22 protein-coding genes and 1 pseudogene are annotated in these 25,973 nt (G+C 71.1%); 4 read left to right on the forward strand and 19 right to left on the reverse strand.

Features of this window, described 5'->3' with window-relative positions; all coding sequences use genetic code 11:
* Positions 1–6: 6 nt before the first annotated feature.
* Positions 7–1,107, reverse strand: coding sequence for a citrate synthase 2 (locus tag ACIQI8_RS33750; RefSeq protein WP_402358971.1), 1,101 nt, complete (start codon positions 1,105–1,107; stop codon positions 7–9).
* Between the two features lie 298 nt (positions 1,108–1,405).
* Here ACIQI8_RS33750 and pdxH point away from each other — a divergent pair, with 298 nt between their 5' ends.
* Positions 1,406–2,074, forward strand: coding sequence for a pyridoxamine 5'-phosphate oxidase (pdxH, locus tag ACIQI8_RS33755; protein ID WP_402358974.1), 669 nt, complete (start codon positions 1,406–1,408; stop codon positions 2,072–2,074).
* A gap of 66 nt (positions 2,075–2,140) precedes the next feature.
* Here the strand turns inward: pdxH and ACIQI8_RS33760 are convergent, their stop codons facing one another.
* From ACIQI8_RS33760 to ACIQI8_RS33795, 8 genes are all read right to left on the reverse strand, one after another.
* On the reverse strand, positions 2,141–2,746 hold the full coding sequence (locus tag ACIQI8_RS33760; RefSeq protein ID WP_124004023.1) for a TetR/AcrR family transcriptional regulator: 606 nt from the start codon (positions 2,744–2,746) through the stop codon (positions 2,141–2,143).
* 7 nt (positions 2,747–2,753) lie between these two features.
* Positions 2,754–3,533: an enoyl-CoA hydratase family protein gene (locus ACIQI8_RS33765; protein WP_402358978.1), complete on the reverse strand. Its 780-nt coding sequence runs from the start codon at positions 3,531–3,533 to the stop codon at positions 2,754–2,756.
* Complete coding sequence (locus ACIQI8_RS33770) at positions 3,530–5,098, reverse strand: 4-coumarate--CoA ligase family protein (RefSeq protein WP_402358981.1); 1,569 nt, start codon at positions 5,096–5,098, stop codon at positions 3,530–3,532. Before ACIQI8_RS33770 ends, ACIQI8_RS33765 begins: the two co-directional genes overlap by 4 nt.
* Before the next feature lie 69 nt (positions 5,099–5,167).
* Positions 5,168–6,331 carry an acyl-CoA dehydrogenase family protein gene (locus tag ACIQI8_RS33775; protein ID WP_402358984.1) on the reverse strand — a complete coding sequence of 388 codons (1,164 nt, stop codon included), beginning with the start codon at positions 6,329–6,331 and terminating at the stop codon, positions 5,168–5,170.
* A 57-nt stretch (positions 6,332–6,388) separates the two neighbouring features.
* The gene (locus ACIQI8_RS33780; protein ID WP_402358987.1) at positions 6,389–8,242 is read right to left on the reverse strand and encodes a biotin carboxylase N-terminal domain-containing protein; all 1,854 of its coding nucleotides are present in this window, start codon (positions 8,240–8,242) and stop codon (positions 6,389–6,391) included.
* Between the two features lie 7 nt (positions 8,243–8,249).
* Positions 8,250–9,848, reverse strand: a complete 1,599-nt coding sequence (locus tag ACIQI8_RS33785; RefSeq protein ID WP_402358990.1) for an acyl-CoA carboxylase subunit beta — start codon at positions 9,846–9,848, stop codon at positions 8,250–8,252.
* Complete coding sequence (locus ACIQI8_RS33790; protein ID WP_402358993.1) at positions 9,845–11,548, reverse strand: acyclic terpene utilization AtuA family protein; 1,704 nt, start codon at positions 11,546–11,548, stop codon at positions 9,845–9,847. Before ACIQI8_RS33790 ends, ACIQI8_RS33785 begins: the two co-directional genes overlap by 4 nt.
* Positions 11,545–12,339, reverse strand: a complete 795-nt coding sequence (locus tag ACIQI8_RS33795; RefSeq protein WP_402358996.1) for a TIGR03084 family metal-binding protein — start codon at positions 12,337–12,339, stop codon at positions 11,545–11,547. Before ACIQI8_RS33795 ends, ACIQI8_RS33790 begins: the two co-directional genes overlap by 4 nt.
* Before the next feature lie 123 nt (positions 12,340–12,462).
* Between ACIQI8_RS33795 and ACIQI8_RS33800 the strand changes: the two genes are divergently transcribed.
* Positions 12,463–13,311 carry a helix-turn-helix domain-containing protein gene (locus ACIQI8_RS33800; RefSeq protein ID WP_402359729.1) on the forward strand — a complete coding sequence of 283 codons (849 nt, stop codon included), beginning with the start codon at positions 12,463–12,465 and terminating at the stop codon, positions 13,309–13,311.
* Positions 13,271–13,549, forward strand: coding sequence for a DUF397 domain-containing protein (locus tag ACIQI8_RS33805; protein WP_402358999.1), 279 nt, complete (start codon positions 13,271–13,273; stop codon positions 13,547–13,549). Before ACIQI8_RS33800 ends, ACIQI8_RS33805 begins: the two co-directional genes overlap by 41 nt.
* A gap of 4 nt (positions 13,550–13,553) precedes the next feature.
* Here ACIQI8_RS33805 and ACIQI8_RS33810 read toward each other — a convergent pair whose 3' ends face one another.
* The 8 genes and pseudogenes from ACIQI8_RS33810 to ACIQI8_RS33845 form a co-directional block, all read right to left on the reverse strand.
* Positions 13,554–13,814 carry a hypothetical protein gene (locus ACIQI8_RS33810; protein WP_402359002.1) on the reverse strand — a complete coding sequence of 87 codons (261 nt, stop codon included), beginning with the start codon at positions 13,812–13,814 and terminating at the stop codon, positions 13,554–13,556.
* A complete protein-coding gene (locus ACIQI8_RS33815; protein ID WP_402359005.1) occupies positions 13,811–14,173 on the reverse strand; it encodes a DUF6247 family protein in 363 nt (120 codons plus the stop codon). Before ACIQI8_RS33815 ends, ACIQI8_RS33810 begins: the two co-directional genes overlap by 4 nt.
* Before the next feature lie 120 nt (positions 14,174–14,293).
* Positions 14,294–15,235 carry an EamA family transporter gene (locus ACIQI8_RS33820; protein ID WP_402359008.1) on the reverse strand — a complete coding sequence of 314 codons (942 nt, stop codon included), beginning with the start codon at positions 15,233–15,235 and terminating at the stop codon, positions 14,294–14,296.
* Positions 15,236–15,381: 146 nt separating this feature from the next.
* On the reverse strand, positions 15,382–15,534 hold the full coding sequence (locus ACIQI8_RS33825) for a hypothetical protein (RefSeq protein WP_402359011.1): 153 nt from the start codon (positions 15,532–15,534) through the stop codon (positions 15,382–15,384).
* Positions 15,494–15,889, reverse strand: a pseudogene (locus ACIQI8_RS33830) (ATP-binding cassette domain-containing protein); the annotation flags it as partial. The gene ACIQI8_RS33825 and the pseudogene ACIQI8_RS33830, both read right to left, overlap by 41 nt.
* Positions 15,890–16,091: 202 nt before the next feature.
* Positions 16,092–16,223, reverse strand: a complete 132-nt coding sequence (locus ACIQI8_RS33835; RefSeq protein WP_402359014.1) for a hypothetical protein — start codon at positions 16,221–16,223, stop codon at positions 16,092–16,094.
* A gap of 55 nt (positions 16,224–16,278) precedes the next feature.
* A complete protein-coding gene (locus tag ACIQI8_RS33840) occupies positions 16,279–17,412 on the reverse strand; it encodes a lipid II:glycine glycyltransferase FemX (protein WP_402359017.1) in 1,134 nt (377 codons plus the stop codon).
* Between the two features lie 62 nt (positions 17,413–17,474).
* Positions 17,475–19,700, reverse strand: a complete 2,226-nt coding sequence (locus ACIQI8_RS33845) for an MMPL family transporter (protein ID WP_402359020.1) — start codon at positions 19,698–19,700, stop codon at positions 17,475–17,477.
* A 333-nt stretch (positions 19,701–20,033) separates the two neighbouring features.
* On the opposite strand from ACIQI8_RS33845, the gene ACIQI8_RS33850 reads away from it, so the two are divergent.
* Positions 20,034–21,236, forward strand: a complete 1,203-nt coding sequence (locus tag ACIQI8_RS33850; RefSeq protein WP_402359023.1) for a sensor histidine kinase — start codon at positions 20,034–20,036, stop codon at positions 21,234–21,236.
* A gap of 38 nt (positions 21,237–21,274) precedes the next feature.
* Here ACIQI8_RS33850 and ACIQI8_RS33855 read toward each other — a convergent pair whose 3' ends face one another.
* On the reverse strand, positions 21,275–24,205 hold the full coding sequence (locus ACIQI8_RS33855) for an FAD-binding and (Fe-S)-binding domain-containing protein (protein ID WP_402359026.1): 2,931 nt from the start codon (positions 24,203–24,205) through the stop codon (positions 21,275–21,277).
* Between the two features lie 73 nt (positions 24,206–24,278).
* Positions 24,279–25,925 carry a serine/threonine-protein kinase gene (locus ACIQI8_RS33860; RefSeq protein ID WP_402359029.1) on the reverse strand — a complete coding sequence of 549 codons (1,647 nt, stop codon included), beginning with the start codon at positions 25,923–25,925 and terminating at the stop codon, positions 24,279–24,281.
* Positions 25,926–25,973: the final 48 nt, after the last annotated feature.

Raw genomic sequence — 25,973 nt, forward strand, 5'->3', positions numbered from 1 at the left:
TACCGGTCAGTTCGCGATGTCGCCGTACCCTTCGATCTCCTGCGGGTTGCGCGTGCCGGGGCCGATGTACCGCGCGGAGGGCCGCACGAGCCTGCCGGTGCGCTTCTGCTCCAGGATGTGCGCCGACCAGCCCGCCGTGCGGGCGCAGGTGAACATCGACGTGAACATGTGGGCCGGGACCTCCGCGAAGTCCAGGACGATGGCCGCCCAGAACTCGACGTTGGTGGCAAGGACGCGGTCCGGGCGGCGGGCGTGCAGCTCCGCCAGGGCCGCCTTCTCCAGGGCCTCGGCGATCTCGAAGCGCGGGGCGCCCAGCTCACGGGCGGTGCGGCGCAGCACGCGCGCGCGGGGGTCCTCGGCGCGGTAGACGCGGTGCCCGAAGCCCATGAGGCGCTCGCCCTTGTCGAGGGCCTGCTTCACGTACGCCTCGGCGTCGCCGGTCCGCTCGATCTCCTCGATCATGCCGAGGACACGGGAGGGGGCACCGCCGTGCAGCGGGCCGGACATGGCCCCTACGGCGCCGGAGAGGGCCGCGGCGACGTCGGCGCCGGTGGAGGCGATCACGCGCGCGGTGAAGGTGGACGCGTTCATGCCGTGCTCGGCGGCGGAGGTCCAGTAGGCGTCGACGGCGGCGACGTGCTTGGGGTCCGGCTCGCCCCGCCAGCGGATCATGAACCGCTCCACGACGGACTGCGCCTTGTCGATCTCGCGCTGCGGAACCATGGCGTTGCCCTGGCCACGGGCCGACTGGGCGACGTAGGACAGGGCCATGACGGCGGCGCGGGCCAGGTCGTCGCGGGCCTGCTCCTCGTCGATGTCGAGCAGCGGCCTGAGGCCCCACACGGGCGCGAGCATGGCCAGCGCGGACTGGACGTCCACCCGGATGTCGCCGGAGTGCACGGGGATCGGGAAGGGCTCGGCGGGCGGCAGGCCGGGGTTGAAGGCACCGTCGACGAGCAGGCCCCAGACGTTGCCGAACGAGACGTGGCCGACCAGATCCTCGATGTCGACGCCCCGGTACCGCAGGGCGCCGCCCTCCTTGTCCGGTTCGGCGATCTCCGTCTCGAACGCGACGACTCCCTCAAGTCCCGGTACGAAGTCGGACATCAGGCGGCTCCTCGTGATGTGTGCGACAGATGGCGCTATGGGGTGGGAAGACCATGTGTCATAAGGCGTGTCATACGGCGGAAACTGCGGCTCGGCCGGTGGATCCGCGGTCGGTCCCGACTCGCGGTCCGTGTGGCCGTCCTGGTGATGCCCCGTGCGGCTGGTGGTCACCCAACCGGAACGGCATCAGCACGATATCCCGGAGTGTCACCTTTGGGGAGCCCCTGCGGCACTGAGTGCCACTCGGCTGTCGTGGACTCCGCGTCGCACGGCACGCGCGATACGGCAGGATGACCGGGTGACCGACCGAGACGCCGTCCCCCTCGATCCCTCCACGATGCGCAAGCAGTACCGGGCGGAGGGCATCGCCGAGCCCGACCTGGCCGCCACCCCCGTGGAGCAGTTCGCCCGCTGGTTCGAGCAGGCCGCGACCGAGGCGCAGCTCTTCGAGCCGAACGCGATGGTCGTCTCCACGGCGAACGCCGAGGGGCGGCTCAGCTCCCGCACGGTGCTGCTCAAGCACTTCGACGAGCAGGGCTTCGTCTTCTACACCAACTACGGCTCCCGCAAGGCGGCCGACCTCGCCGAGAACCCGTACGTCTCGCTGCTCTTTCCGTGGCACCCGATGGCCCGCCAGGTGATCGTCACGGGCGTGGCCCGGCGCACCGGCCGCGACGAGACCGCCGCGTACTTCCGCACCCGCCCGCACGGCTCCCAGCTCGGCGCCTGGGCCAGCGCGCAGTCCAGCGTCATCGCCTCCCGCGCCGAGCTCGACGCCTCCTACGCGGAGCTCGCCGCCCGCTACTCCGAGGGCGAGCAGGTGCCCGTCCCGCCGGACTGGGGCGGTTTCCGGGTGGCCCCGCGGTCGGTCGAGTTCTGGCAGGGCCGCGAGAACCGGCTGCACGACCGGCTGCGGTACGCGGCCGAGCCGGACGGCGGCTGGCGGGTGGAGCGGCTGAGCCCGTGACGGCATGTCCGACATGTCTGAAACGTAGCTCGCGCCACTGACAACGGGACCGGTCGGCGGGGCCGCTCAGCCCAGCGCGCCCTCCAGCAGGGCCGCCCACTGGGCCACGACCCGGTCGCGGCGCGGGCCGTCGTCCGTGAGCAGGTTGGCCAGACCCAGGCCGCGGGCCATGTCGAGGAGGCCCTGGACGGTCTCGCGCACACCCGGCCTGGACTCGTCGGCGTTCAGCAGGTCGACGGCGATGCGGTGGGTCTCGCGGCCGACGCGGGCCTCCAGTTCGGTCACGCGGGGGCGCAGCTGCTCCTCGTCGGAGGCGGCGACCCACAGGTGCAGGGCGGCCCGGAAGAGGGGGCCCGTGTAGAGGTCGACCAGGGCCGCGACCACCACGCGGCGGTCCTCGCCCGCGCCCTCGGGGAAGAGGGCGCGCAGGGCCGTGGAGCGTTCCTCGGCGACGTACTCGACGGCCGCCGTGAAGAGGTCCTCGCGGGTCGGGAAGTGGTGCTGGGCGGCGCCGCGGGAGACGCCGGCGCGTTCGGCGACCACGGAGACCGTCGAGCCCGCCCAGCCGTACTCGGCGAGACAGGCCACGGCGGCCTCCAGGAGCCGCTGCCGGGTGGCCCGGCTGCGGTCCTGCTTGGGAGCGCGGTCGCGTTCCGCCGTACTCACACCCATCGCCTGCTCACACCGTCCCTGAGGAGTCCGTCCCCGCGGGATCCGCCCATGCCCGATCCACCCACGCGGGATCCCGTCGTTCCAGGAAGGCCGTCATCCCCTCGCGGGCCTGCGGGGAGGCGAACAGCCGGGCCGAGAGCGCGGTGAGATCGGCCGCGTCCCGGTCGAACGACTCCAGCACCCTAGCCGTGAGCAGCCGTTTCGTCTCGGCCAGTCCCTGCGGCGAGGAGCGCCGCAGCCCGTCCAGGACCGGATCCAGTACGACGTCCACGTCCTCTCCGGCCGCGGTCAGCAGGCCGATCCGGGCGGCCTCGGGGGCGTCGAAGCGTTCGCCGGTCAGGTAGTAGCGGGCGAGTGCGCGGGGGTCGGTGCGGGGCAGCAGCGGCAGGGAGATGACCGCGGGGGCCACACCGATCCGCACCTCGGTGAACGCGAACGTCGACGCGGTCGAGGCCGCCGCGATGTCACAGGCGCCCAGCAGCCCCAGGCCACCCGCGCGCACGTGTCCCGTCACCCGCGCCACCACCGGCTTGGGCAGCTCCACGATCTGCCGCAACAGGCCCACCAGGGCGTCCGGGTGCGGCGGGTCCTTGAGATCGGCGCCCGCGCTGAAGGTGTTGCCGGTGTGGGTGAGGACGACCGCGCGTACGTCGGTGTCCTTGGCGCAGTCCGTCAGCGCGTCGGCCAACTCGCCCACCAGGGCGGCCGACAGGGCGTTGCGGTTGGCCGGGGAGTCGAGGGCGAGGGTCTCGACGCCACGCGCGCGTGTCCGTCCGATCAGTGTCACAGGCGCTCCCTGAGTTCGCGGCGCAGGATCTTGCCGGAGGCGGCCCGCGGGACCTCCTTGATGAAGGTGACGTCGCGGACGCGCTTGTAGGGGGCGACGCGTTCGGCGACGTACATCATCACCTCTCCTTCGGAGAGGTCGAGGGCGGCCTCCTGGCGGACGACGTAGGCGTGCGGGACCTCGTTGCCGTCGTCGTTGTAGCGGCCGACGACCGCCGCGTCCGCGATGCCGGGGTGGGTGAGCAGGAGGGCCTCCAGTTCGGCGGGGGCCACCTGGAAGCCCTTGTACTTGATGAGCTCCTTGACCCGGTCGACGACGTACAGCCAGCCGTCGGCGTCGACATGGCCGACGTCCCCGGTGTGCAGCCAGCCGTCGGCGTCGATCATCGCGGCGGTGTCGTCGGGGCGTCCCAGATAGCCCTTCATGACCTGGGGGCCGCGGATGAGGATCTCGCCGGGCTCGCCGATGTCGAGGTCCTTGTCGGGGTCGTCGAGGGTGACGATCCGCATCTCGGTGCCGGCGACGAGCTTGCCGACCGTGCCGGGCGGGGCCGCGTGCATGGCGTCGAGGGGGACGATGTGCGTGCCCGGGGACAGCTCGGTCATGCCGTAGGCCTGGCCGACCGGCGGCAGGCCGAGCCGCCGCGCGCAGGCCGCGGCGAGCTTCGCGTCCAGCGGGGCGGCGGCGCTGATGATGTACCGCAGCGACGACAGGTCGTACTGCTCGACCATCGGGTGCTTGGCCAGGGCCAAAACGATCGGCGGGGCCACGTACAGACCGGTGATGCGGTGGTTCTGGATGGCCGCGAGGAAGCTGTCGAGGGTGAAGCGGGGCAGGACGACGACCGTCGCGCCCTTGCGCAGGGGCGCGTTCATGAGGGCGGTCAGGCCGTAGATGTGGAAGAACGGCAGCACCGCGAGGATGCGTTCGCCGGGGCCCGTCGGGATGAGCGGGTCCATCTGCGCGAGGTTGGTGGCGATCTGACGGTGGGTCAGCATCACGCCCTTGGGTACCCCGGTCGTCCCCGAGGAGTACGGGAGGGCGGCCACGTCCTGCGCCGGGTCGATGCCGATCTCCGGCTCGGGGGCGGTGGAGGCCAGCATGTCGATGAGCGAGCGGTGTCCGGGCGCGCTGTCGCAGACCAGGATCTCCTCGACACCGCCCGCGAGTTCGGCGGCCCGGCGGGCGACCTCCAGCAGCGGGGACACGGTGATGATCCAGCGGGCCGCCGAGTCCGTCAGCTGCTTGGCGAACTCCTCGGGCGTGGACAGCGGGTGCACGGTCGTGACCGACGCCCCCGCGCGCGTCGCCCCGTAGAAGGCGGTCGGAAAGGCCACCGTGTTCGGGCTGTGCAGGGCGATCACATCGCCCTTGCGCACACCGGTCTCCGCGAGCGCGGCGGCGATCCGCCGGTGGAACCGGTCCAGTTGCTCGTACGAGAGCGTGGTGCCGTCCGTGCCGTCGATCAGGGCGGGCGCGGCACCGAACTCGGCGGCCCGGCCGAGCACCGCCTCGTGGATGGGGAGTTCTACGGGCGAAACGTCTGCGTACTCGCTGCGGAACACGGTTCCTCCTCGCACGTCGTTGTGCCGGATCACCACGACCTGTGCCGGGCCGTCGCAAGCCGTGCCGGATCAGTACGACTTGGGCAGGCCCAGGGTCTGGTGGGAGACGTAGTTGAGAATCATCTCCCGGCTCACCGGAGCAATACGAGCCACGCGGGAGGCGGTTATCAATGTGGCGAGCCCGAATTCACGGGTGAGCCCGTTGCCGCCGAGGGTGTGCACGGCCTGGTCGACCGCCCGCACACAGGCCTCTCCGGCCGCGTACTTCGCCATGTTGGCGGCCTCACCGGCGCCGACGTCGTCCCCGGCGTCGTAGAGATGGGCGGCCTTCTGCATCATCAGGCGGGCGAGTTCGAGGTCGATGTGCGCCTGGGCGAGGGGGTGTGCGATGGCCTGGTGGGCGCCGATGGGGGTCTTCCAGACGGCACGCTCGCGCGCGTACTCGACGGCACGCGCGAGGGCGTAGCGGCCCATGCCGATCGCGAACGCGGCGGTCATGATCCGCTCGGGGTTGAGTCCGGCGAACAGTTGCAGCAGGCCGGCGTCCTCGTCGCCGACGAGCGCCTCCGCAGGCAGTCGTACGTCGTCCAGGGCCAGCTCGAACTGCTTCTCCGCGCCGTGCAGTTCCATGTCGATCTTCCGGCGCGTGAAGCCCGGCGCGTCCCGCGGGACGATGAACAGACAGGGCTTCAGGGTGCCCGTGCGAGCGTCTTCGGTGCGGCCGACGATCAGGGTCGCGTCCGCGATGTCGACGCCGGAGACGAAGACCTTGCGGCCGGTGAGGAGCCAGTCGCCGGTGTCCGGGTCGCGGCGGGCGGTGGTGGTGATGCGGTGGCTGTTGGAGCCGGCGTCGGGTTCGGTGATGCCGAAGGCCATGGTGCGGGTGCCGTCGGCGAGGGCAGGGAGCCACTCTTGTTTCTGGTCCGCTGTGCCGAACCGGGCGATGACCGTGCCGCAGATCGCCGGGGAGACGATCATCATGAGGAGGGGGGCGCCGGCGGTTCCCAGTTCCTCCAGGACTATGGAGAGTTCGGCTATGCCGCCACCGCCTCCGCCGTATTCCTCCGGAAGATTGACGCCGAGATAGCCCAACTTGGCTGCCTCCAGCCAGAGTTCTTTGGGGTAGCCGCCGGAGTCGACTATGTCGGTCATGTAGTCGCGGCCGTAGCGTTTGCCGAAGGCGGCGACTGCGGATCGGAGGGCCTGGTGTTCTTCGGACTCAATGAGGGCCATTCGGTTTCCTTCGGGGTGCGGGTTGTCGGTGGCTGGTCGCGCAGTTCCCCGCGCCCCTTAGGTGGGTTGCACTACTGCCAGCAATGAGCCGGGCTCTACCTGTTGGCCAGGTACCACCCGCAACTCGCTCAGCGTGCCTGTGACGGGGGCTGTGATCTTGTGCTGCATCTTCATCGCCTCCAGCCAGAGGAGGGGGTCTCCGGCCTGGACCGTTGCCCCAACCTCCAGTCCCTCCGCCACCTTGACGACCGTGCCCGGCATGGGGGCCACCAGGGAGCCGGGGGCCAGTTGGGTGGTCGGGAGGGGGAAGCGGGGTAGGGCCGTGAGCGCGGTCGTGTTCACGTAGACCTGGTCGCCGTACCTCGCTACCGCGAACTTCCTTCGGACGCCGTCCACTTCGAGGACTACGAGACCGGCGTCGGCTTGCACCACGCGCACCCCGTCCGCGGTCAGGCCCTCCCTGGTGTGGCGGTACCGGACCTCGTACTCGGTGCCGTTCGCCGCGTACCGCTTGATCTGTGGCTGTGACGCGAGGTTGCGCCAGCCGTCGAAGCGGGAGCGGCCGTGGGCGTCGGCCAGGGCCGCTGCCAAGGGGGCGTGCGGGTCGGGGGTGGGCTCGGTCAGGGACGGGAGGTGGCGGTCGTAGAAACCCGTGTCCATCCGGGCCGTCGTGAACTCCTTGTGACGCAGGGAGCGTACGAGGAGGTCGCGGTTGGTGACCGGGCCGTGGACGACCGCGTTCTCCAGGGCGCCGGAGAGCCTGCGGACGGCCTCCGCGCGCGTGGGTGCGTGGGCGACGACCTTGGCGAGCATCGGGTCGTAGTGGACGCCGATGTCGTCGCCGTCGGTGTAGCCGGTGTCGAGGCGGACGGAGTCCGGTACGGCCAGGCGGTGCAGGGTGCCGGTCTGCGGGGTCCAGTCGTGGGCCGGGTCCTCGGCGTAGAGGCGGGCCTCGATGGCGTGGCCGCGGGCGGGGGGCGGGTCGGTTTCGAGGGGTTCACCCTCGGCGATCCGCAGTTGCAGTGCCACCAGGTCGACGCCGAACACGGCCTCCGTGACCGGGTGTTCGACCTGGAGGCGGGTGTTCATCTCCAGGAAGTGGGCCTTGCCGTCGGGAGCGACCAGGAACTCGACCGTTCCGGCGCCCTCGTAGGCGACCGCGCGGGCGGCGCGTACCGCCAACTCGTGCAGTTCCTGGGTCTGTTCCTCGGAGAGGCCCGGGGCCGGGGCCTCCTCGATCACCTTCTGGTGGCGGCGCTGGAGGGAACAGTCCCGGGTGCCGAGGGCCCATACCGTGCCGTGGGTGTCGGCGAGGATCTGCACCTCGACGTGGCGGCCGTCCTCCACGTAGGGCTCGACGAAGACCTCGCCGTCGCCGAAGGCGCTCAGGGCCTCGGCGCGCGCGGCGGCCAACTCGTCTTCCAGGACGGCCAGTTCGCGGACGATCCGCATGCCGCGTCCGCCGCCGCCCGCGGCCGCCTTGACCAGGACGGGCAGGTCGGCCTCGGTGACCTCCTTGAGGGGCTCCAGGCCCATGAGCTGCTTGGCGCGGGTCTTGGAGGCCATCGCCTCGATCGCCTCCGGGGGCGGCCCGATCCATACAAGTCCCGCGTCCAGGACGGCGCGTGCGAAGTCGGCGTTCTCGGAGAGGAAGCCGTAGCCGGGGTGCACGGCGTCCGCGCCCGCCGCGACGGCCGCCTTCACGATCAGCTCGCCGCGCAGGTACGTCTCCGTGGGCGTGGATCCCGGCAGCCGTACGGCCGCGTCGGCCACGCGCGCGTGGAGCGCGTTCTCGTCCGCGTCGGAGTGCACGGCGACCGTGCGGATGCCGAGTTCACGGCAGGTGCGGAAGATCCGGCAGGCGATCTCGCCCCGGTTCGCCACCAGGACGGAAGCGATGGAATCACTCACTGGGACCTCACATCCGGAAGACGCCGAAGCCACCGCGCGCGCCCTCGTAGGGCGCGGTGTGGAGGGCGGACAGGCACAGGCCGAGGACGGTTCGGGTGTCGCGCGGGTCGATGACGCCGTCGTCGTACAGCCGCCCGGACAGGAACATCGGCAGCGACTCGGACTCGATCTGCTGCTCGACCATGGCGCGCAGGGCCGCGTCCGCGTCGTCGTCGTAGGGCTGGCCCTTCGCGACCGCCGACTGGCGGGCGACGATCGACAGGACGCCGGCGAGCTGTTGCGGGCCCATGACGGCGGATTTGGCGCTGGGCCAGGCGAAGAGGAAGCGCGGGTCGTACGCCCGCCCGCACATGCCGTAGTGACCGGCTCCGTACGAGGCGCCCATGAGGACGGAGAGATGCGGTACGCGGCTGTTGCTGACCGCGTTGATCATCATCGCGCCGTGCTTGATGATGCCGCCCTGCTCGTACTCCTTGCCGACCATGTAGCCGGTGGTGTTGTGCAGGAAGAGGAGCGGGATGTCGCGCTGGTTGGCCAACTGGATGAACTGGGCCGCCTTTTGGGACTCCTGGCTGAACAGCACGCCCTGCGCGTTGGCGAGGATGCCGACGGGATAGCCGTGCAGGGTCGCCCAGCCGGTCACCAGGCTCGTCCCGTACAGCGGCTTGAACTCGTCGAAGTCCGAGCCGTCGACGATCCTGGCGACGACCTCGCGCGGGTCGAAGGGGACCCGCAGGTCGCCGGGGACGACGCCGAGCAGTTCTTCCTCGTCGTACTTGGGCGGCGCGGCCGGACCCGGATCCTCGTACGCCTTGCGGTGGTTGAGGCGGGCGACCACCCGCCGGGCCTGGCGCAGCGCGTCCTGCTCGTCGACGGCGAAGTAGTCCGCGAGCCCCGACACGCGCGCGTGCATCTCGGCGCCGCCCAGCGACTCGTCGTCGCTCTCCTCGCCGGTCGCCATCTTGACGAGGGGCGGACCGCCGAGGAAGACCTTGGCGCGCTCCTTGACCATGATGACGTGGTCGGACATGCCGGGGATGTACGCGCCCCCGGCGGTGGAGTTCCCGAAGACGACGGCGACCGTGGGGATGCCGGCGGCCGAAAGCCGGGTCAGATCACGGAAGATGGCGCCCCCGGGGATGAAGATCTCCTTCTGGGACGGCAGATCGGCCCCGCCGGACTCCACCAGGCTGATGCAGGGCAGCCGGTTGGCGAGCGCGATGTCGTTCGCCCGGAGGGCCTTCTTCAGCGACCAGGGATTGCTGGCTCCGCCGCGCACGGTCGGGTCGTTGGCGGTGATGAGGCACTCCACGCCCTCGACGACCCCGATCCCGGTGACGAGCGAGGCGCCGACGGCGTAGTCACTGCCCCAGGCCGCGAGCGGCGACAGCTCCAGGAAGGGCGTGTCCGGGTCCAGCAGCAGCTCGATGCGCTCCCGCGCGAGCAACTTGCCGCGCTTGCGGTGCCGTTCGACGTACTTGGGGCCGCCGCCCGCCAACGCCTTGGCGTGCTCGGCGTCGAGGTCGGCGAGCTTGGCGAGGAGGGCCTCGCGATTGGCCCGGTAGTCGGGGCTGTTGATGTCCAGGGCGGAGTCGATGACCGTCACAGGAGGTCCTCCGGAATGTCCAGGTGGCGGGAGCGCAGCCACTCGCCGAGGGCCTTGGCCTGCGGATCGAAGCGGTGCTGGGCGGCGACGCCCGCGCCGAGGATTCCCTCGACGACGAAGTTCAGGGCGCGGAGGTTGGGGAGCGGGTGGCGTACGACGGTCAAGTCGGCGGTCTCCGGCAGAAGTTCGCGGAACCGCTCGACGGTGAGGGTGTGCGCGAGCCAGCGCCAGGCCTCGTCCGACCGCACCCACACACCGACGTTGGCGTTCCCGCCCTTGTCACCACTGCGGGCACCGGCGACGAGCCCGAGGGGGGCGCGACGGGTGGGGGTCGGGGGCGGCGGCTCGGGAAGCGGGGGCTGCGGCGGCTCTTCCAGTACGACGGTTTCGGAGGCCGGTGCGACCGGGATCCGTCGCCCGTCGGGGAGCACCGCCACGTGGGCCACCTCGCCCTGCGGGACGTACGCGTCCTCGAAGACCCCGTAGGGCGAGCCCTTTCCGGGCGGGACGAGGACATGGAAGCCGGGGTAGCTCGCGAGGGCCAGCTCCACGGCCGCCCCGCTCAGGGCACGTCCGACCGGCGCCTCCTCCGGGTCCCGTACGACGAGCCGCAGCAGTGCGCTCGCGGTCTCCTCGGTGTCGGCGTCGGGACGGTCGGTGCGGGCCAACTCCCAGCGGGCGTCGGTGACTTTGGCGAGCGCGGGCTCCATCTGTTCCCGGACGAGCGCGGCCTTGGCCTCGATGTCGAGGCCGGTGAGGACGAAGGCGACCTCGTTGCGGAAGCCGCCGAGGCGGTTGAGGCCGACCTTGAGGGTGGGCGGCGGGGCCTCGCCGCGCACACCCTCGACACGGACGCGATCGGGCCCGTCCTGGGTGAGGCCGATGGTGTCGAGGCGGGCGGTGACGTCGGGCCCGGCGTACCGGGCGCCCTGAGTCTCGTAGAGCAACTGGGCGGTGACCGTGCCGACGTCGACGAGGCCGCCGGTGCCGGGGTGCTTGGTGATGACGCAGGTGCCGTCCTCGTGGATCTCGGCGAAGGGGAAGCCGGGGCGTCGGAGGTCGCCGGGAGTCTTGGCGAACGTCTCGGCGAAGAAGGCGTAGTTGCCGCCGGTGGCCTGGGTCCCGCACTCCAGCACGTGTCCGGCGACGACGGCGCCGGCGAGTCGGTCGTACTCCCCCGGCTGCCAGCCGAAGTGGGCGGCGGCGGGCCCGGTGACGAGGGCTGCGTCCGTCACGCGTCCGGTGACGACGATGTCCGCGCCCTGCCGCAGGCACTCGGCGATGCCGAAGCCGCCGAGGTAGGCGTGGGCGGCGAGGCTGCCGGGGTGGGAGGCGGTGAGGTCGTCGCCCTCGATGTGGGCGACGCGGACGGGAATGCCGAGGCGGTCGGCCAACTCCCGTACGCGACGGGCGAGTCCGGCCGGGTTCAGCCCACCGGCATTGCTGACGATCTTCACCCCGCGCTCGTGGGCGAGGCCGAGGCAGTCCTCCAACTGGCGCAGGAAGGTGCGGGCGTAACCGCCTGACGGGTCCTTGAGCCGGTCCCGTCCCAGGATCAGCATGGTCAGTTCGGCGAGGTAGTCGCCGGTCAGGACGTCCAGTTCGCCGCCGGTCAGCATCTCGCGGAGGGCGTCGAAACGGTCACCGTAGAAGCCGGAGGCGTTGCCTATGCGGAGAGGGCGAACGTCAGATGCGGTCACTGGCCGGTTCCCTTCGGGGCGCGGCCGGGTCCTGGCGGGCCGGCGAAAGCCTGGGCGAGGTCGAGCCAGCGGTCGGCGTCGGGGCCGTCGGCGTGCAGGGCGAGATCGGCGCGGTGGGCACGCTGGGTGACGAGGAGGCAGAAGTCGAGGGCGGGGCCGGTGACGCGGTCGGTGGCGTCCTCGGGGCCGTAGACCCACACGTCCCCTGAGGGCGCGGTCAGTTCGATCCGGAACTCCTCGAACGGCGGCTGCGCTCCATTCACGCCGAACGCGTAGTCGCGCGTACGGACGCCGAGCCGGACGATGTGCCGGAGCCGGTCGGTGGGGGTGCGGTCGACACCGAGCGTCTCGGCGACGTCCAGGCCGTGGGCCCAGGTCTCCATGAGGCGGGCCGTGGCCATGGAGGCGGTGGCCATGGGCGGCCCGTACCAGGGGAAACGAGCACCGTCGGGAGCGACGCGCAGGGCGTGGTCCAGGGCCTCGCGCCCGGCCCGCCAGTCCGCGAGCAGTTGCGCCGGTGCTTTCTTCGCCCCCTCCTCGGCCCCGTTGTCCACGAAGTCGCCGGGTGCGGACAACGCCTTCTCGACCTCACGGGCGAAGGCGTCCTGGTCGGTCACCGCCAGTACCGACTGGTGGTCGGTCCAGGCGAGGTGCGCGATCTGGTGAGCGACGGTCCACCCGGCGGCGGGGGTGGGCAACGCCCAGCGCTCCGCGGGCAACTCGGCCACAAGGGCGTCGAGTTCCTCGCTCTCCGCGCGCAGGTCGTCGATGACGGGCGTGGGGTCGGCCATGGGAGGAGCATGGCAGCGACACCAGAAACAATCAAGCGTGCTTGTATTGATTTGGTTTTCCACAACCTTGATGTCGGCGTGCGGTCGTGTGGCTACGCTGAGTGATTGGAGGTGGTGGTGACTGTGGCCAACATGCGGGAGCTCGACCCCAGTGCGTCGCCGTTGGACTACTACGGATATGAGCTGCGGCGCCATCGGGAGGCGGCGGGGCTGACGCTGGCGCAGCTGGGCTCGATCGTCTTCTGCTCGGGATCACTGATCGGGCAGATCGAGACGACGCTGAAGGTGCCGACGCGGGAGTTCTCCGAACGGGTCGACGCGGGGTTGGGGACGGACGGGACGTTTTCGCGGCTGGTGGGGTTGGTGCTGCGGAGTCAGTTGCCGGGGTGGTTCCAGCCCTTCGCTGAGTTGGAGGCCAAGGCTGCGTACATCTCCACATACCAGTGCCAGTTGGTGTACGGACTTCTCCAGACGAAGGCGTATGCGCGAGCTGTACTCGCCGTGGATCAGACGGATCATCTCGACGAGATGGTGGAAGCACGGCTGGAGCGGCAGCGCATCCTCGGGCGCGAGGAGCCGCCTGTGCTGTGGGTGGTGCTGGACGAGGCCGTGCTGGACCGGGAGATCGGCGGTCGAGAAGTGATGCGGGAGCAACTCGCGCATCTGTTGGGCCTCCTCGGGAAGCCGTGGGTGGAGCTCCAGATCCTTCCGTTCTCAGCGGGCCAACACGCGGGGTTGATCGGCTCGTTCACGCTCCTGCGCTTCGACAACCATCCCGATCTGTATTACAGCGAGAGCTACGACTCAGGGCAGATGACGGCCAACCCGCAGCTGATCAAGGAACGTTCGGTCGGCTACGCTCGCCTACAGGCCGACGCGCTCTCGCCGAGAGCATCGGCGGCCCTGATCGCCCGCGTGATGGAGGAACGCTATGGGGAGCAACCCGGACCTGACGCGCACGCAGTGGCGTAAGTCCTCGTACAGCGGAAGCAACGGCGGCGAGTGCGTCGAGTGTGCCCCTCTTGGCACCGCCGCCTGGCGCAAGTCGTCCTACAGCGGCGACACCGGAGGTCAGTGCGTCGAGGTCGCCGACCTCACCCCCCACATAGCCGTCCGCGACTCCAAGAACCCCTCGGCCGGGGTCCTGACGCTCACGCCGGAGGCCTTCGCCGTCCTCGTCGACGCGGCTGCCGGGGATCTCCTCGGCTGAGCTGTCAGGAGAGCGGGTCGGGAGTGATCTGCCAGATGGTGACGAGCTCCGAGCGTGGCGTGACCATGTAGACGAAGAAGCCGCCGGCCACGAAGGCGTGCTTCGCGCCTTCGTCCAATCCCTGGTATCCCGGACCGTGGAGATAGAGAGTTTCGGCGCCCCGGACAAGTTCGTCGGCCATCTTCTCCACCTCGGCGATGAACTCGGGAGGGGCTCCGGCCGCCACGGTCCCCCCGTCCGGGACGTACTCCCACTGCCAAGTCACCCCGCGTGCACCGCCTTCGCGGCGGCGCGGTAGATCGTGCTGGCGGTGGCGAGGTGTTCGCGCGCCTCTTCCGGCGTGGTGGCGACATGCGCCAGATACTCGGCGCGGTGGTAGGTCCTTGCCGTTTCCGGATGACGTTCGATGTCGATCAGTGTGGCCCAGTGATCGAGGTAGGCGTGCACGGGCTTGAGCGAACCGTGTTCCACGGCCTCGGCCAACGCCTGGTCCTTGGCTTGGTCGTAGGCCGCAAGGAGCTGCGGGGCGACGACGGCGCAGGCAGCGCGCAGGGCACCCGGGGTGCGTTCCGGACGAGGAATCAGCGGCCCGCCACCAGTCACTTCGGTGTGCTGCAGACTCATGCTGCCGTTCCCTTCATGTCCCAGCGGCCTGGCCGACCATGCTCCAGGGCCGGGTGCCAAATTGTTCAGGGCACCCGCCCGACTCTAGTCCCAACGCGTCGCACCTCGTCGCACGAATACTCAGGAAACGGGCTCCAGCCCCGTCACCTTCCCCCGCCCCACCTGCGTCCGTACCGCCCCCATGCTCGCCACCACCACCAGTGCGATCGCCGCGGCCTGCACGGCCGACAGCGCCTGGTTCAGGATCAGGAAGCCTGCTGTTGCCGCGAGGGCCGGTTCGAGGCTCATGAGGATGGCGAAGGTGGAGGCGGGGAGGCGGCGGAGGGCCAGGAGTTCGAGGGTGTAGGGGAGGACCGAGGACATGATCGCGACCGCCGAGCCGAGCGCGATCGTCACCGGGTCCAGGAGCTTCGCGCCCGACTCCGCTACCCCCAGCGGCAGCATCAGCAGCGCCGCCACTCCCATCGCCAGCGCGAGTCCGTCCGCCTGGGGGAACCGTCGGCCCGTCCGTGCGCTGAAGATGATGTACGTCGCCCACATCGCGCCCGCGCCCAGCGCGAAGGCCACTCCGGCGAGGTCGAGGTCGCCGAAGCCTCCGCCGCCCAGCAGGAAGACGCCGGCCAGAGCCAGCCCGGCCCAGACGAAATTGATCGCTCGGCGGGACGCCAGGACGGACAGGGCCAGAGGGCCCAGGACCTCCAGAGTCACCGCCGCGCCCAGCGGGATGCGGGCCGCCGCCTGGTAGAAGAGGCCGTTCATCGCGCCCATGGTGACGCCGAAGACGATCACCGTGCCCCAGTCGGTGCGCGAGTGGCCGCGCAGGCGGGGGCGGCAGATCACCAGGAGGACCACGGCCGCCGCGAGCAGGCGCAGGGTCACGACGCCGAGCGCGCCCGCCCTCGGCATCAGACCCACCGCGAGCGCCGCCCCGAACTGCACCGAGACACCGCCCGCCAGCACCAGGCCCACGGGGCCGAGGGAGCCACGGCGGGACGGAGTCCCTTCGCTGTGCACCGCTGTTGAGGGCGCGGAAGAAGTGGTGGCTGTGCTGGGGGTGGTCACGGGCGGTCCTGGGCTCGGCTCGGGGTTCGCGATAGGTCCATCACGATGTACTACCGAGTCGAGGGTAATGGACTTCGACAGGCGTGAAAACCCCTTATGGAACTGTCCTGAATGCTGGACTCAGATGTTGGACTCGGCTGCTGGACTCAGATGCCGGGCCAGGGCTCCTCGTCGCGGAACAGCGGGCGGCCGGCGGGGAGGGTGGTCGGGACCGTCCCGTACTCGTCTCCCGCGGGTGCTCCACAGCCGGCGTACCCGTCATAGCCGTAGGCACCGTACGAGCCGTACGCAGCGGGCACCGGCACCGGTTCCTCCGTGAACAGCGGCAACCTCAACGCCGTCGACGACCAGGATGCGGTCGGCGTCGGGGGCGAGGTTGAGGTCGTGGGTGATCATGATGGTGGTGCGGCCGGCCATCAGGCGGCGCAGCGGTTTCACCCCCCGGCGCGCGGCGATCGCGTCGAGGCCGGTGGTCGGTTCGTCGAGGACCAGGACGGGGGCGTCGCGCAGGATCGCGCGGGCGATGGCGAGGCGTTGGAGCTGGCCGCCGGAGAGGCGGGCGGTGCCCGGGTCGATCCTCGTGTCGTAGCCGGCCGGGAGCTCGACGATGAAGTCGTGCGCGTCGGCCGCCCGCGCCGTGTCCTCGATCGCCTGGGACTCCTCGACCACCGACGTGATCGCGCCGTCCGCGACCCGGCCCTCGCGCGACACGTCCTTGATGGTGGGAGTTTCACATTCCCCCTCGTATTCGGATTCGAGGCCGACCTCACCCGCAGCCATTTCCATTGTCCCCTCCGTGAATTCAGGAAAGAAAAGAGGGCCGACTGCGTGGGTCGGCCCTCCTTCTACTGCCGGATCAGCTGTCCTGGCCGGGCAGCGGCTTCGGCAGGGGCTTCGGCTGGTGCTTCTTCCGCGGCTTCGGGGGCGGGGGCGGGAGCTCCTTCGACTTGGGCTTCGGGGGCGGCGGGGCGAGCTTCTTGAGGCTCATTCCGAACTCCTAGGGTTGTGCAGTCTCCTAGGGTTGGGCAGTGGTTATTGCGTCCCTATGGTCGGCGGGCCATGTACAGCTCCAGCGCCTTGTGCAGCACCCGGCTCAGCGGGAAGTCCCACTCGCCGAGGTACTCGATCGCCTCACCGCCCGCGCCTGCCTTGAACCGCAGCAGCCCCAGCAGGTGGTTGGACTCCTCCAGGGTGTCGGTGATGCCCCTGAAGTCGTATACGGAGGCGCCGAGTTCGTGGGCGTCGGTCATCATGCGCCACTGCATGGCGTTGTTGGGCTGGACCTCGCGCTTGCGTGCGGTCGAGGCGCCGTAGGAGTACCAGACGTGGTCGCCGACGGTCAGCATCGTGGCCGCGGCGAGGACGTCGCCGTCGTGGTGGGCGAGGTAGAGGCGCATCCGGTCGGGGTGCTCGCCGGTGAGGGCGGTCCACATGCGCTGGAAGTACGGCAGCGGGCGCGGGATGAACCGGTCGCGCTCGGCTGTCTCGGCGTACAACTCGTAGAAGGCGGGCAGGTCTTCGTAACCGCCCCTGACGACCGTCACGCCCGCCTTCTCGGCCTTCTTGATGTTGCGCCGCCACTGCTGGTTGAGGCCCCGCTGGATGTCCGCCAACGGCCTTCCGGCGAACGGCACTTGGAAGACGTATCTCGGCTGACCCGCCGCGAACCCGCCGTCCTCGCCGCCCGGCTCGGCCTGCCGCCATCCCGAGCCGCGCAGCCGGTCGGCGAGGTCGACGGCCCCCGGTTCGTACGAGGTCGGCTCGGCGTCCCGCAGGCGGTGGGCGTCCGGGTCGGCGATCGCCGCCTTCACCGCGTCCGCGCTCCAGCGGCGTACGACGACGGGCGGGCCCATCTTCACCGAGAAGGCGCCCTGTCCCTTCAGGTACGCGAGCATCGGTGTCAGCCACCGCTCGACGAGATCGGGCGCGGACCAGTCGATCAGCGGGCCCTCGGGCAGATACGCGAGATACCTCTTCAGCTTCGGCAACGGCCGGTACAGCACCAGCCCCACCCCCGCGAGCCGCCCGCCCTCCTCGAACCACCCCAGGCTCTCCGCCCGCCAGTCCGGCTTCACCTCTCCCCAGGAGGGAAGCTGCATGTGGCTGGCGGCGGGGAGCGTGGCGACGAAGGCGAGGTGTTCCTCGGGGGTGATGGGCCGGAGGCGGAGGGCGGTCACAGGCGGGGCTCCTTACGGTGACTGAGCCCGCCAGCCTACGAGCCCCGCCTCAAGGGCACGGCTCAGTGGGTGGGAGTGAAGTCGGCGTCCCTGTGGCCGGGTTCGGAGGGGGCCGGGATCGCGCCGAGCTTCTCGCCCTCGATGTCGACGTGCGGCAGCCGCCGGTCGATCCAGCCGGGCAGGGACCAGGCCCGTTGGCCGAGCAGGGCCAGGACGGCGGGCACGATGGTCATGCGGACCACGAACGCGTCGAAGATCACCGCCGCGGCCAGTCCGAGGCCGAGCGACTTGATCATGGCGTCGGCGCCGCCGATGAAGCCGCCGAAGACACCGGTCATGATCAGCGCTGCGGCCATGACGACCTTGCCGCTGTGCCGGAAACCCTCGGTGATCGCGGTGCGCGAATCGGCGCCGTGGACGTAGGCCTCGCGGATCCGGGTGACGAGGAAGACCTGGTAGTCCATGGCGAGGCCGAAGACGATGCCGACCATGAGGATCGGCATGAGGCTCATGACCGGGCCGGTGGTCTGCAGGCCGAACAGATCCTGGAACCAGCCCCATTGGAAGACCGCGACCACCACGCCGAGGGAAGCCAGGACGGAGAGCAGGAACCCGAGCGCCGCCTTGAGCGGCACCAGGATCGAGCGGAAGACCAGGATCAGGACCAGGAAGGCCAGGCCGACGACGAGCGCCAGGTAGGGGACGATCGCGGCGGAGAACTTCGCGGCGACGTCGATGTTCATCGCGGTGGTGCCACTGACCAGGGCCTGCGCACCGGTGGCCGTCTCGACGCCCTGGGCCCGGTCGCGGATGCTGTGGACGAGGTCCTTGGTCTGCTCGCTCGACGGGGAGCTCTTGGGGACGACGGTGACCATCGCGGTGTCGCCGGCAGGGTTGTAGGTGGCCGGGGTGACGGCCGCGACGTCCGTCAAGTCCTTGACACCGCGGTCGAGTTGAGCGACCGCGGTCTTCGTGGCCGCCGGGTCGCCGCCGCTGACGACGAGCATCAACGGGCCGTTGAACCCGGGTCCGAACGACTCGGCAAGCATGTCGTAGGCCTTGCGCTCCGTGGTGGAGGTGGGCTTGGAGCTGTCGTCGGGCAGGCCCAGTTCGAGCTTGGTCGCGGGCAGCGCGATCACACCGAGGCCGAGGACCGAGAAGAGCAGGACCTGCCATGGGCGGCGCAGCACGAAGGCCGCCCAGCGCTCGGCCGCCGGCAGCTTCGAGGCGGTGGTCTTCGGACGGGACTCCTGACCGGACTTCTTGCGGGAGGCCCGGCCCAGGACGCGCTCGGGGGCGAAGCCGAGCAGGGCCGGGACCAGGGTGATGGCGACCAGGACGGCGACGACGACGGCACCGGCGCCCGCCAGGCCCATGGCCGTGAGGATGGGCAGGTTCACCACGGCCAGGCCGACCAGGGCGATGACGACGGTCAGACCGGCGAAGACCACTGCGGAACCGGCGGTGCCGTTCGCCCGGGCGGCGGCCTCGCTGGCCTCGTGACCCGCGGCCCGTTCGGAGCGGTAGCGGGAGACGATGAACAGGGCGTAGTCGATGCCCACCGCGATGCCCAGCATGGTCGCCAGGGCCGAGGTGCTGCTGTTGAGGTCGAGGGCGGCGGTGAGCGCGGTGATCGCGCCCATGGTGAGGCCGACGCCGACCACCGCGGTCAGCAGCGGCAGGCCGGCGGCGATGAACGAGCCGAAGGTGACGACCAGGATCAGCGCGGCGAGCAGGAACCCGATCGCCTCGGAGGAAGCGGCCTCCGCGGCGGGCGCCAGCGCGCTGCCGGACGCCTCGACGGTCAGGCCGTGTCCGCGTGCGTCGTCGAGGGCGTCGTCGAGACGGTTGTGGTCGGCGTCGGTCAGGTCGGTGGCCTTGGCCTTGTAGGTGACCTGGGCGTAGCCGGTGGTGCCGTCGGCGCTGATGGTCCTGGCCACGAACGGGTCGGCGACCGCGGCGACGCGCGGCGAGGAGTCCTTCAGGTCGGCGAGCAGCGACCTGACCTCGGCCCGCGGACCGCTGTCGGCCAGCTTCTTCCCGTCGGGCGCCCGCACGACGACACGGGCGCTCGCCCCGTCGGCGTTGGCCGCGGGGAACTTCTCGTCGAGCACGTCGTACGCCTTCTGCGCCTCGATGCCCGGCAGGGTGACGTTCGAGTCGCCGCTCCCGCTGCCGCTGCCCGCCGCCGCGGCGCCCGCGATGCCGAGTACGACCGCCCAGAGCAGCAGGGTCAGCCGGCGGCGCCGGAACGCGCCGCGCCCGAGCCGGTGCAGAAATGTAGCCATGAGAAAGACAACTCCGTACGTCAGGAACGAGAGAACGAGAGGAGGAACGGGGGAACAAGGGGACGGGAGAACAAGGGGGGCGGGAGAACAAGGGGGAGGAAGGGCGAGCCAGCCCGAGGACGGGCAGGGGGGCGGGGCCTGGGCCGCTCGCCCGGAACTCCGCCGAGGTGCCGGGCACCGTCCCCACAGGCCGCGGCACACACCCCCGTCCCCGTCAGCCATGCTGCGGTGGGCCGTGACGGCCCGGCGTCAGCCCTGGGTACGTAGTGGGGCGCGCGGTGTCGGCCATCCGGCCGACACCGCGGGAACGGTCCGGCTCCTTACGCTGGCGGTGTGGACTGGACGTTTCCGTTTTCGACCGGTATCCGGCGCGTCATCGCCGCCGCCGCGGTGGTCTCCCTGGGCCTGCTGTGGGCGGCCGACATCCTGGTGCTGGTGTTCGTGACCGAGCCGCCGATCGCGCCCACGACGTGGCTGCCGGTGTTCGTCACCGGTCCCCTGGTCGCCCTCGCGCTGCCCAACGCCCGCTACCCGCTGTCCTTCCCGGCCCGGGCCCTGGGTGTGGCGGCTGTGTCCTTCACGGTCAGCGTCCTGTGCCTGTTCGTGCCGGTGAGCGGGACGGACGTCGGCTACCTGGAGGCCTTCGCGCTGCTGTTCCTGATCATTCGGGCGATCGCCCAGGTCCATCCCGTACGGCCCATGGTGTGGACCGTCGCCGCGCCGGCCGTCTGCCTGCTGATGCAGACGGTGCGCACCCGGACGCTGGACGGCTTCGTCGCGGGCACCTACATGGTCACGATCATGCTCTCGCTGGGCATCGCCATGGGCTGTCTGGTCCGCGCGACCGAGGCTCGCCGGCAGCGTGCCGTGCGTGATGTACGACAGGCCGAGCGGCTGGCGCTGGCCCGGGATCTGCACGATCTGATCGCCCACCACATGACGGGCATCATCGTGCAGGCCAACGCGGCCAGGACCGTCCACGCGACCGCGCCGGAGAAGGTCGAGCCGGCCCTGGACGCCATCGCCCGGTCCGGCACGGAGACGCTGGAGTCGATGCGGCGCCTGGTGCGGGTGCTGCGCGAGGAAGGCCATCAGGCGCTGCGCCCGGGCGACCTCCTGGCCGAACTCGGCGATCTGGTCAGCGAGTTCTGCCGGCACCGGCCCGACGCCCCGGCGGCCCGGCTGGAGGCGAGCGCCGCGGCCCGCACCGGCCGGTTCAGCCCGGAGGTCGAGGCGACCGTACTGCGGGTGGTCACAGAGGCTCTCACCAATGTGATGCGGCATGCTCCGGGCGAGCGGGTGACCGTACGCCTGGACGCCGATCCGGAGTGGCTGCGGGTGACGGTGACCAACAGCGCGAGGCTCCACCCGGCTGACCACCCCACGGGCGGCCGCGGCGGTTTCGGCCTGATCGGCCTGCGCGAACGCGTTGAGGCACTCGACGGTACGTTCCGGGCCGGCGCCACGGGCTCCGGCCAGTGGGAACTACGGGCGAGCCTGCCCCGCGCTGTCACGGACGCCGGTCCGGCGATGTGACCACGGCCGCCCGCCCACGTTCGTACACCGAGGTCACCTCACTGCCCCTCCAGTCCCTCCGCCAGCACCTCCGCCAGATGCCGCCCCCGCACCCCGCCCACCTGCTCCAGCTGCGTACGGCACGAGAACCCGTCCGCCAGGACCACCGCGTCGGCCGGGGACTCCCGTACCGCGGGCAGCAGTTGGTCCTCGGCGCACGCCACGGACACCTCGTAGTGGCCGCGCTCGAAGCCGAAGTTGCCCGCCAACCCGCAGCACCCGCCGCTCAGTTCACCGGTCAGGCCTGCGGCGGCGCGCACGCGGCGGTCGGGGGCGTCACCCAGGACCGCGTGCTGGTGGCAGTGGGTCTGGCCGGTGACCGGGCGGTCGAGGCGGGGCGGGGTCCAGTCGGGGGCGAGACGTTCGAGAGCCTCGGCGAAGGTGAGGACCCGGGCGGCGAGGCGGGCGGCACGGGGGTCGTCGTGGAGCAGTTCGGGGAGGTCGGTGCGGAGAGCGGCGGCGCAGCTGGGTTCCAGGACGACGACCGGCGTCTGTTCCGCCTCCTCCAGTTCCGGGAGCAGGAAGGGCTCCATCAGGTCCAGGGTGTGCCGCAACACCGCGCGGGCGCGGTCCAGTTGACCCGTCGAGATATACGTCAGTCCGCAGCAGACCCGGCTCCGGCGGCGCCCGATCGGCGAGGGCACGCTGACGCCCTGGATCCCGCCGTCGGCGAACCGGTGCACGCGCCACGGTCGCGTAGGCGGCTCCATGACTCCGATTCCCGCCGCTTCCAGCACCTTCACTGCCGCCCGCCCGACCTCCGGCGAGAGGTGATCCGTGAAGGTGTCCGGCCAGAGGAAGGCGCTCGTCTCGGGGATGCCGGGCCGGCCGCCCGCCCGCAGCTCGTCCCGCCACGTCCGCACCCGTTTCCTGAGCCGCCGCCGCAGCCACCGGCTGAGCGTCCGCGTCGCCACCCGCGGGATCCCCCGCTCCGGCGCGATCCCGCCCAGCCGCTTCGCCACCCACGCCAACGGCCGTACGGAAGCGAGGGCGTTGACGATCGGCGCGGTGCGCGTACGGTCCACCCAGCGCAGCCAGACCGGCAGCCGGCCCATGCTGTAATGGGCGGCCGGGCGGCGCCGGCCGGCGTAGTGGTGGTGCAGGAACTCCGCCTTGTACGTGGCCATGTCGACCTCGACCGGGCAGTCGGAGCGGCACCCCTTGCAGGACAGGCACAGGTCGAGCGCGTCCCGCACCTCCTCCGAGCGCCAGCCGTCGGTCACCACCTCACCGGCGAGCATCTCGTGCAGCAACCGGGCCCGCCCGCGCGTGGAGTGCGTCTCGTCGCCGGTGGCCCGGAAGGACGGGCACATGACGGCGGACCCGGTCACCGACGTCGTACGGCATTTCGCGACCCCGACGCACCGGCGGACCGCGGCCGAGAAGTCGCCGCCGTCGGAGGGATAACCGAAGGCGACGTCGACCGGTTCGCGGGGCAGGACGGCGAAGCGGAGGTTGGCGTCGAGGGGGGCGGGGCGGACCAGCATGCCGGGGTTGAGGAGGTCGTCGGGGTCCCAGACGCCCTTCACGCGCGAAAAGAGATCGACGAGCTCGTCGCCGTACATCTTCGGGAGCAACTCGGCCCGGGCCTGACCGTCCCCGTGCTCCCCGGACAGTGATCCGCCGTGCGCCACGACGACTTCGGCGAGTTCCTCCGAGAAGCGCCGGAAGCGGGCGATGCCCGTCTCCGTCAGCAGGTCGAAGTCGATGCGGACGTGGATGCAGCCGTCCCCGAAGTGCCCGTACGGCGTCCCGCGCAGCCCGTGCGAGGTCAACAGCCCCCGGAAATCCCGCAGATACGCGCCCAGTCGGGCCGGCGGCACCGCGCAGTCCTCCCACCCCGGCCACGCCTCGCTGCCGTCCGGCATCCGCGTCGCCGTACCGCTCGCGTCCTCCCGGATCCGCCACAGCGCCCGCTGCCCGCCGGCGTCGGTGACGACGAGCGCGTCGACGACGTCGGCGGCCCGCACGATCGCCTCCGCACGCGCGCGTGCCTCCCCTTCCGTGTCCCCGCCCGTCTCCACGAACAGCCAGGCCCCGCCGCGCGGCAGCCCGACCGCGTCCGCGGGCACCAGATCGGCGGCCATCCCCTCGACGGTCAGGGGGTGGTGGGGCAGCAACCCGGCCGCGGCCTCGGCGGCGGCGCCCTCATCGGCGTAGCCCAGCACGGCCAGCGCACGCGCGCGTGGCGCCTCTACGAGCCCTACGACCGCCTCCGTGAGAATGCCGAGCGTGCCCTCGCTCCCGCAGAAGGAACGGGCGACATCGGCGCCCTTCTCCGGCAGCAACGCGTCCAGCGCGTACCCGGAGATACGGCGGGGCAGCTCCGGAAACCCGGTCCGCAGCCGCGCCAACTCCCCCTTCACCAGCGCTCGCAGCCCCTGCGGCGCCCCGGCCCACTCCTGCCCGAGCCGCAGCCGCTCCCCGCGCGCGGTGACGACGTCCAGCTCACGCACGCTGTCGGCGGTCGTCCCCCACGCCACGCTGTGCGAGCCGCAGGAGTTGTTGCCGATCATCCCGCCGAGCGTGCAGCGGCTGTGCGTGGAGGGATCGGGCCCGAAGCGCAGCCCGTGCGGAGCGGCGGCCTCCTGCAGGCGGTCGAGGACGAGCCCGGGCTGGACGACGGCGGTCCGCGCCTCGGGGTCGAGCGTCACCATGCGGTTCATGTGCCGGGTGAAATCCAGTACGACCCCGGTGCCGGTGGCCTGCCCGGCGATGGAGGTGCCTCCGCCGCGGGCGACGACAGGCACTCCGTGCTCCCGGCACACCTCCAGTACGGCGGCCACGTCGTCGGCGTCCCGCGGGGCGACGACCCCGAGCGGGACCCGGCGGTAGTTGGACGCGTCCATGGTGGTCAGCGCACGGGCGGTGACGTCGAAGCGCACCTCGCCGCGGACGGCCTTGCGGAGCGCTGCCTGGAGTTCCGTCATGCGTCCAGCATGCATCCGACCACCGACAGTGACGAGGCAAGGTCGGTTCCGGCAGTACGGAATGACGTCACTGTCAGAAGTCGCAGAGAAGATCGAGGAAGCCGAACAGCAAGGTCGTCGTGAAGACGCCTCCCGCACCGAGCCCCAACCCTGTCAACAGGGCGGTCCACCAAGTGAAGTCGAAGTGCACCGCGAACAGGGCGCAGCCGAGACAGGCGAACAACATCGTGTTCAGCACCGTCGCCGCAGGCGCACCCTCACTCACTCCCGTCTCGGCGCCCACCACCCCGGCGAACAACGTCAGGATGCCGACCGCCACACAGATCCCCAGCCCGATGCCGAGATCCGCGTACCAGCGGAAATTACCTCTCGCGGCCACCAGCCAGACACTCCCGATCAGCAGACTGATGAGGATCAGCATCATGAGACAGCCGGCCGCTTCCCCTTCGGCGTCGAACACCGCGACCTGAGCGACCGTCCCGACCACCAGAAGACCGCCCAGCGCCACCAGGCCCCAGATCAGCGACGCCCCCGCGGCGACCCCGCCGGCCCCCAGGAGCAGACCGAACGTACCGAGGCCCGCGACCAGGCCTGCGCTGGTGATCTCGTATGCCACCTGGTGGCGTTCGACGTGCGACACGTAGGCAACGGGCGACGACGGGTCGGGACGCGGTGCCCGCGGTTCGGGTGCGGGCGCGGGCCGCCCGCCCTGCGGCGGAACCTGGGCGGTCGCGAACCGCCACTGTCCTGGCCCGGGTGGCCCCTCCGGCACCCCCTGATCAGGCCCGGGCCATCCGGACCGCGCCCCCTGATCCGCCCCGAACGGCGACTCGGATCGCAGCCCCTCGCTCTTCGGTTGCGCTCCTTGCCGCTCACCCGCCGACGCGACCTCCCTGAGCGCCTGGCGCACCGCCGCGGCCGAGGCCGGGCGCCTCTGTGGCCTCTTCTCAAGGAGGTTCATGACGAGCTCGTCCAGCTTCTGCGGGATCGCGCTGTCCCAGCGACGCGCCGCGGGCGCAACCGGAACGCTCTTCCGGTGCAGCCACAGAACATCGCCGTCGTCCTCAGTGAACGGCGGCCGCCCGGTCAACATCTCGTACAGCACACATCCCAGCGAATACAGGTCCGAGGCCGCGCTCACCCGCTCGCCCCGGCTCTGTTCCGGGGACATGTACGGCCTCGTCCCGACGATCCAGCCGACCGGAGTGATCTGGGTGCGCCCCTCATCGTCCTCCTGGAAGCAGGCGATGCCGAAGTCGAGCAGAACCGCCTTGCCACCCTCGGTGATCTGAACGTTGGCCGGTTTGAGATCCCGGTGCACGAGTCCACGCGCGTGTGCCGCCTCCAAAGCCCGACAGATCTGCCCGCCCCAGCGGACCACGTCCGGCACCGACAGGCCCCGGCGGTTGCTTTCGATGCGCTGGTGCAGTGACGTGCCATCCAGCCGTTCCATGACGAGGAACATGCCGCGATGTCCTTCGCCCTCGGTCCACCCGGTGTCGTAGACCCGCACGATGTTCTCGTGTTCCAGGCCGGCGGTGATCCGCACCTCCCGCAGAAACCTGTTCCTCATCTCTTGGTCGCCCAGATGCTGAGGTCGCAGGAGCTTGACCACCACAGTCCGTTCCAGGACTCGGTCCCAGGCCAGTGAGACATCCCCCATCCCACCCCCGCCGAGCCGCTCGCGTAACTCGTACCGCCCATCGCCGAGATCGCCCATCGCCCGTCCCCCTTTGCCCGGCTAACCGAGAGTGTGACGCGGACGCCG

Origin of the sequence: Streptomyces sp. NPDC092369 (assembly GCF_044755245.1) — a bacterium.
Classification (GTDB): Bacteria; Actinomycetota; Actinomycetes; order Streptomycetales; family Streptomycetaceae; genus Streptomyces.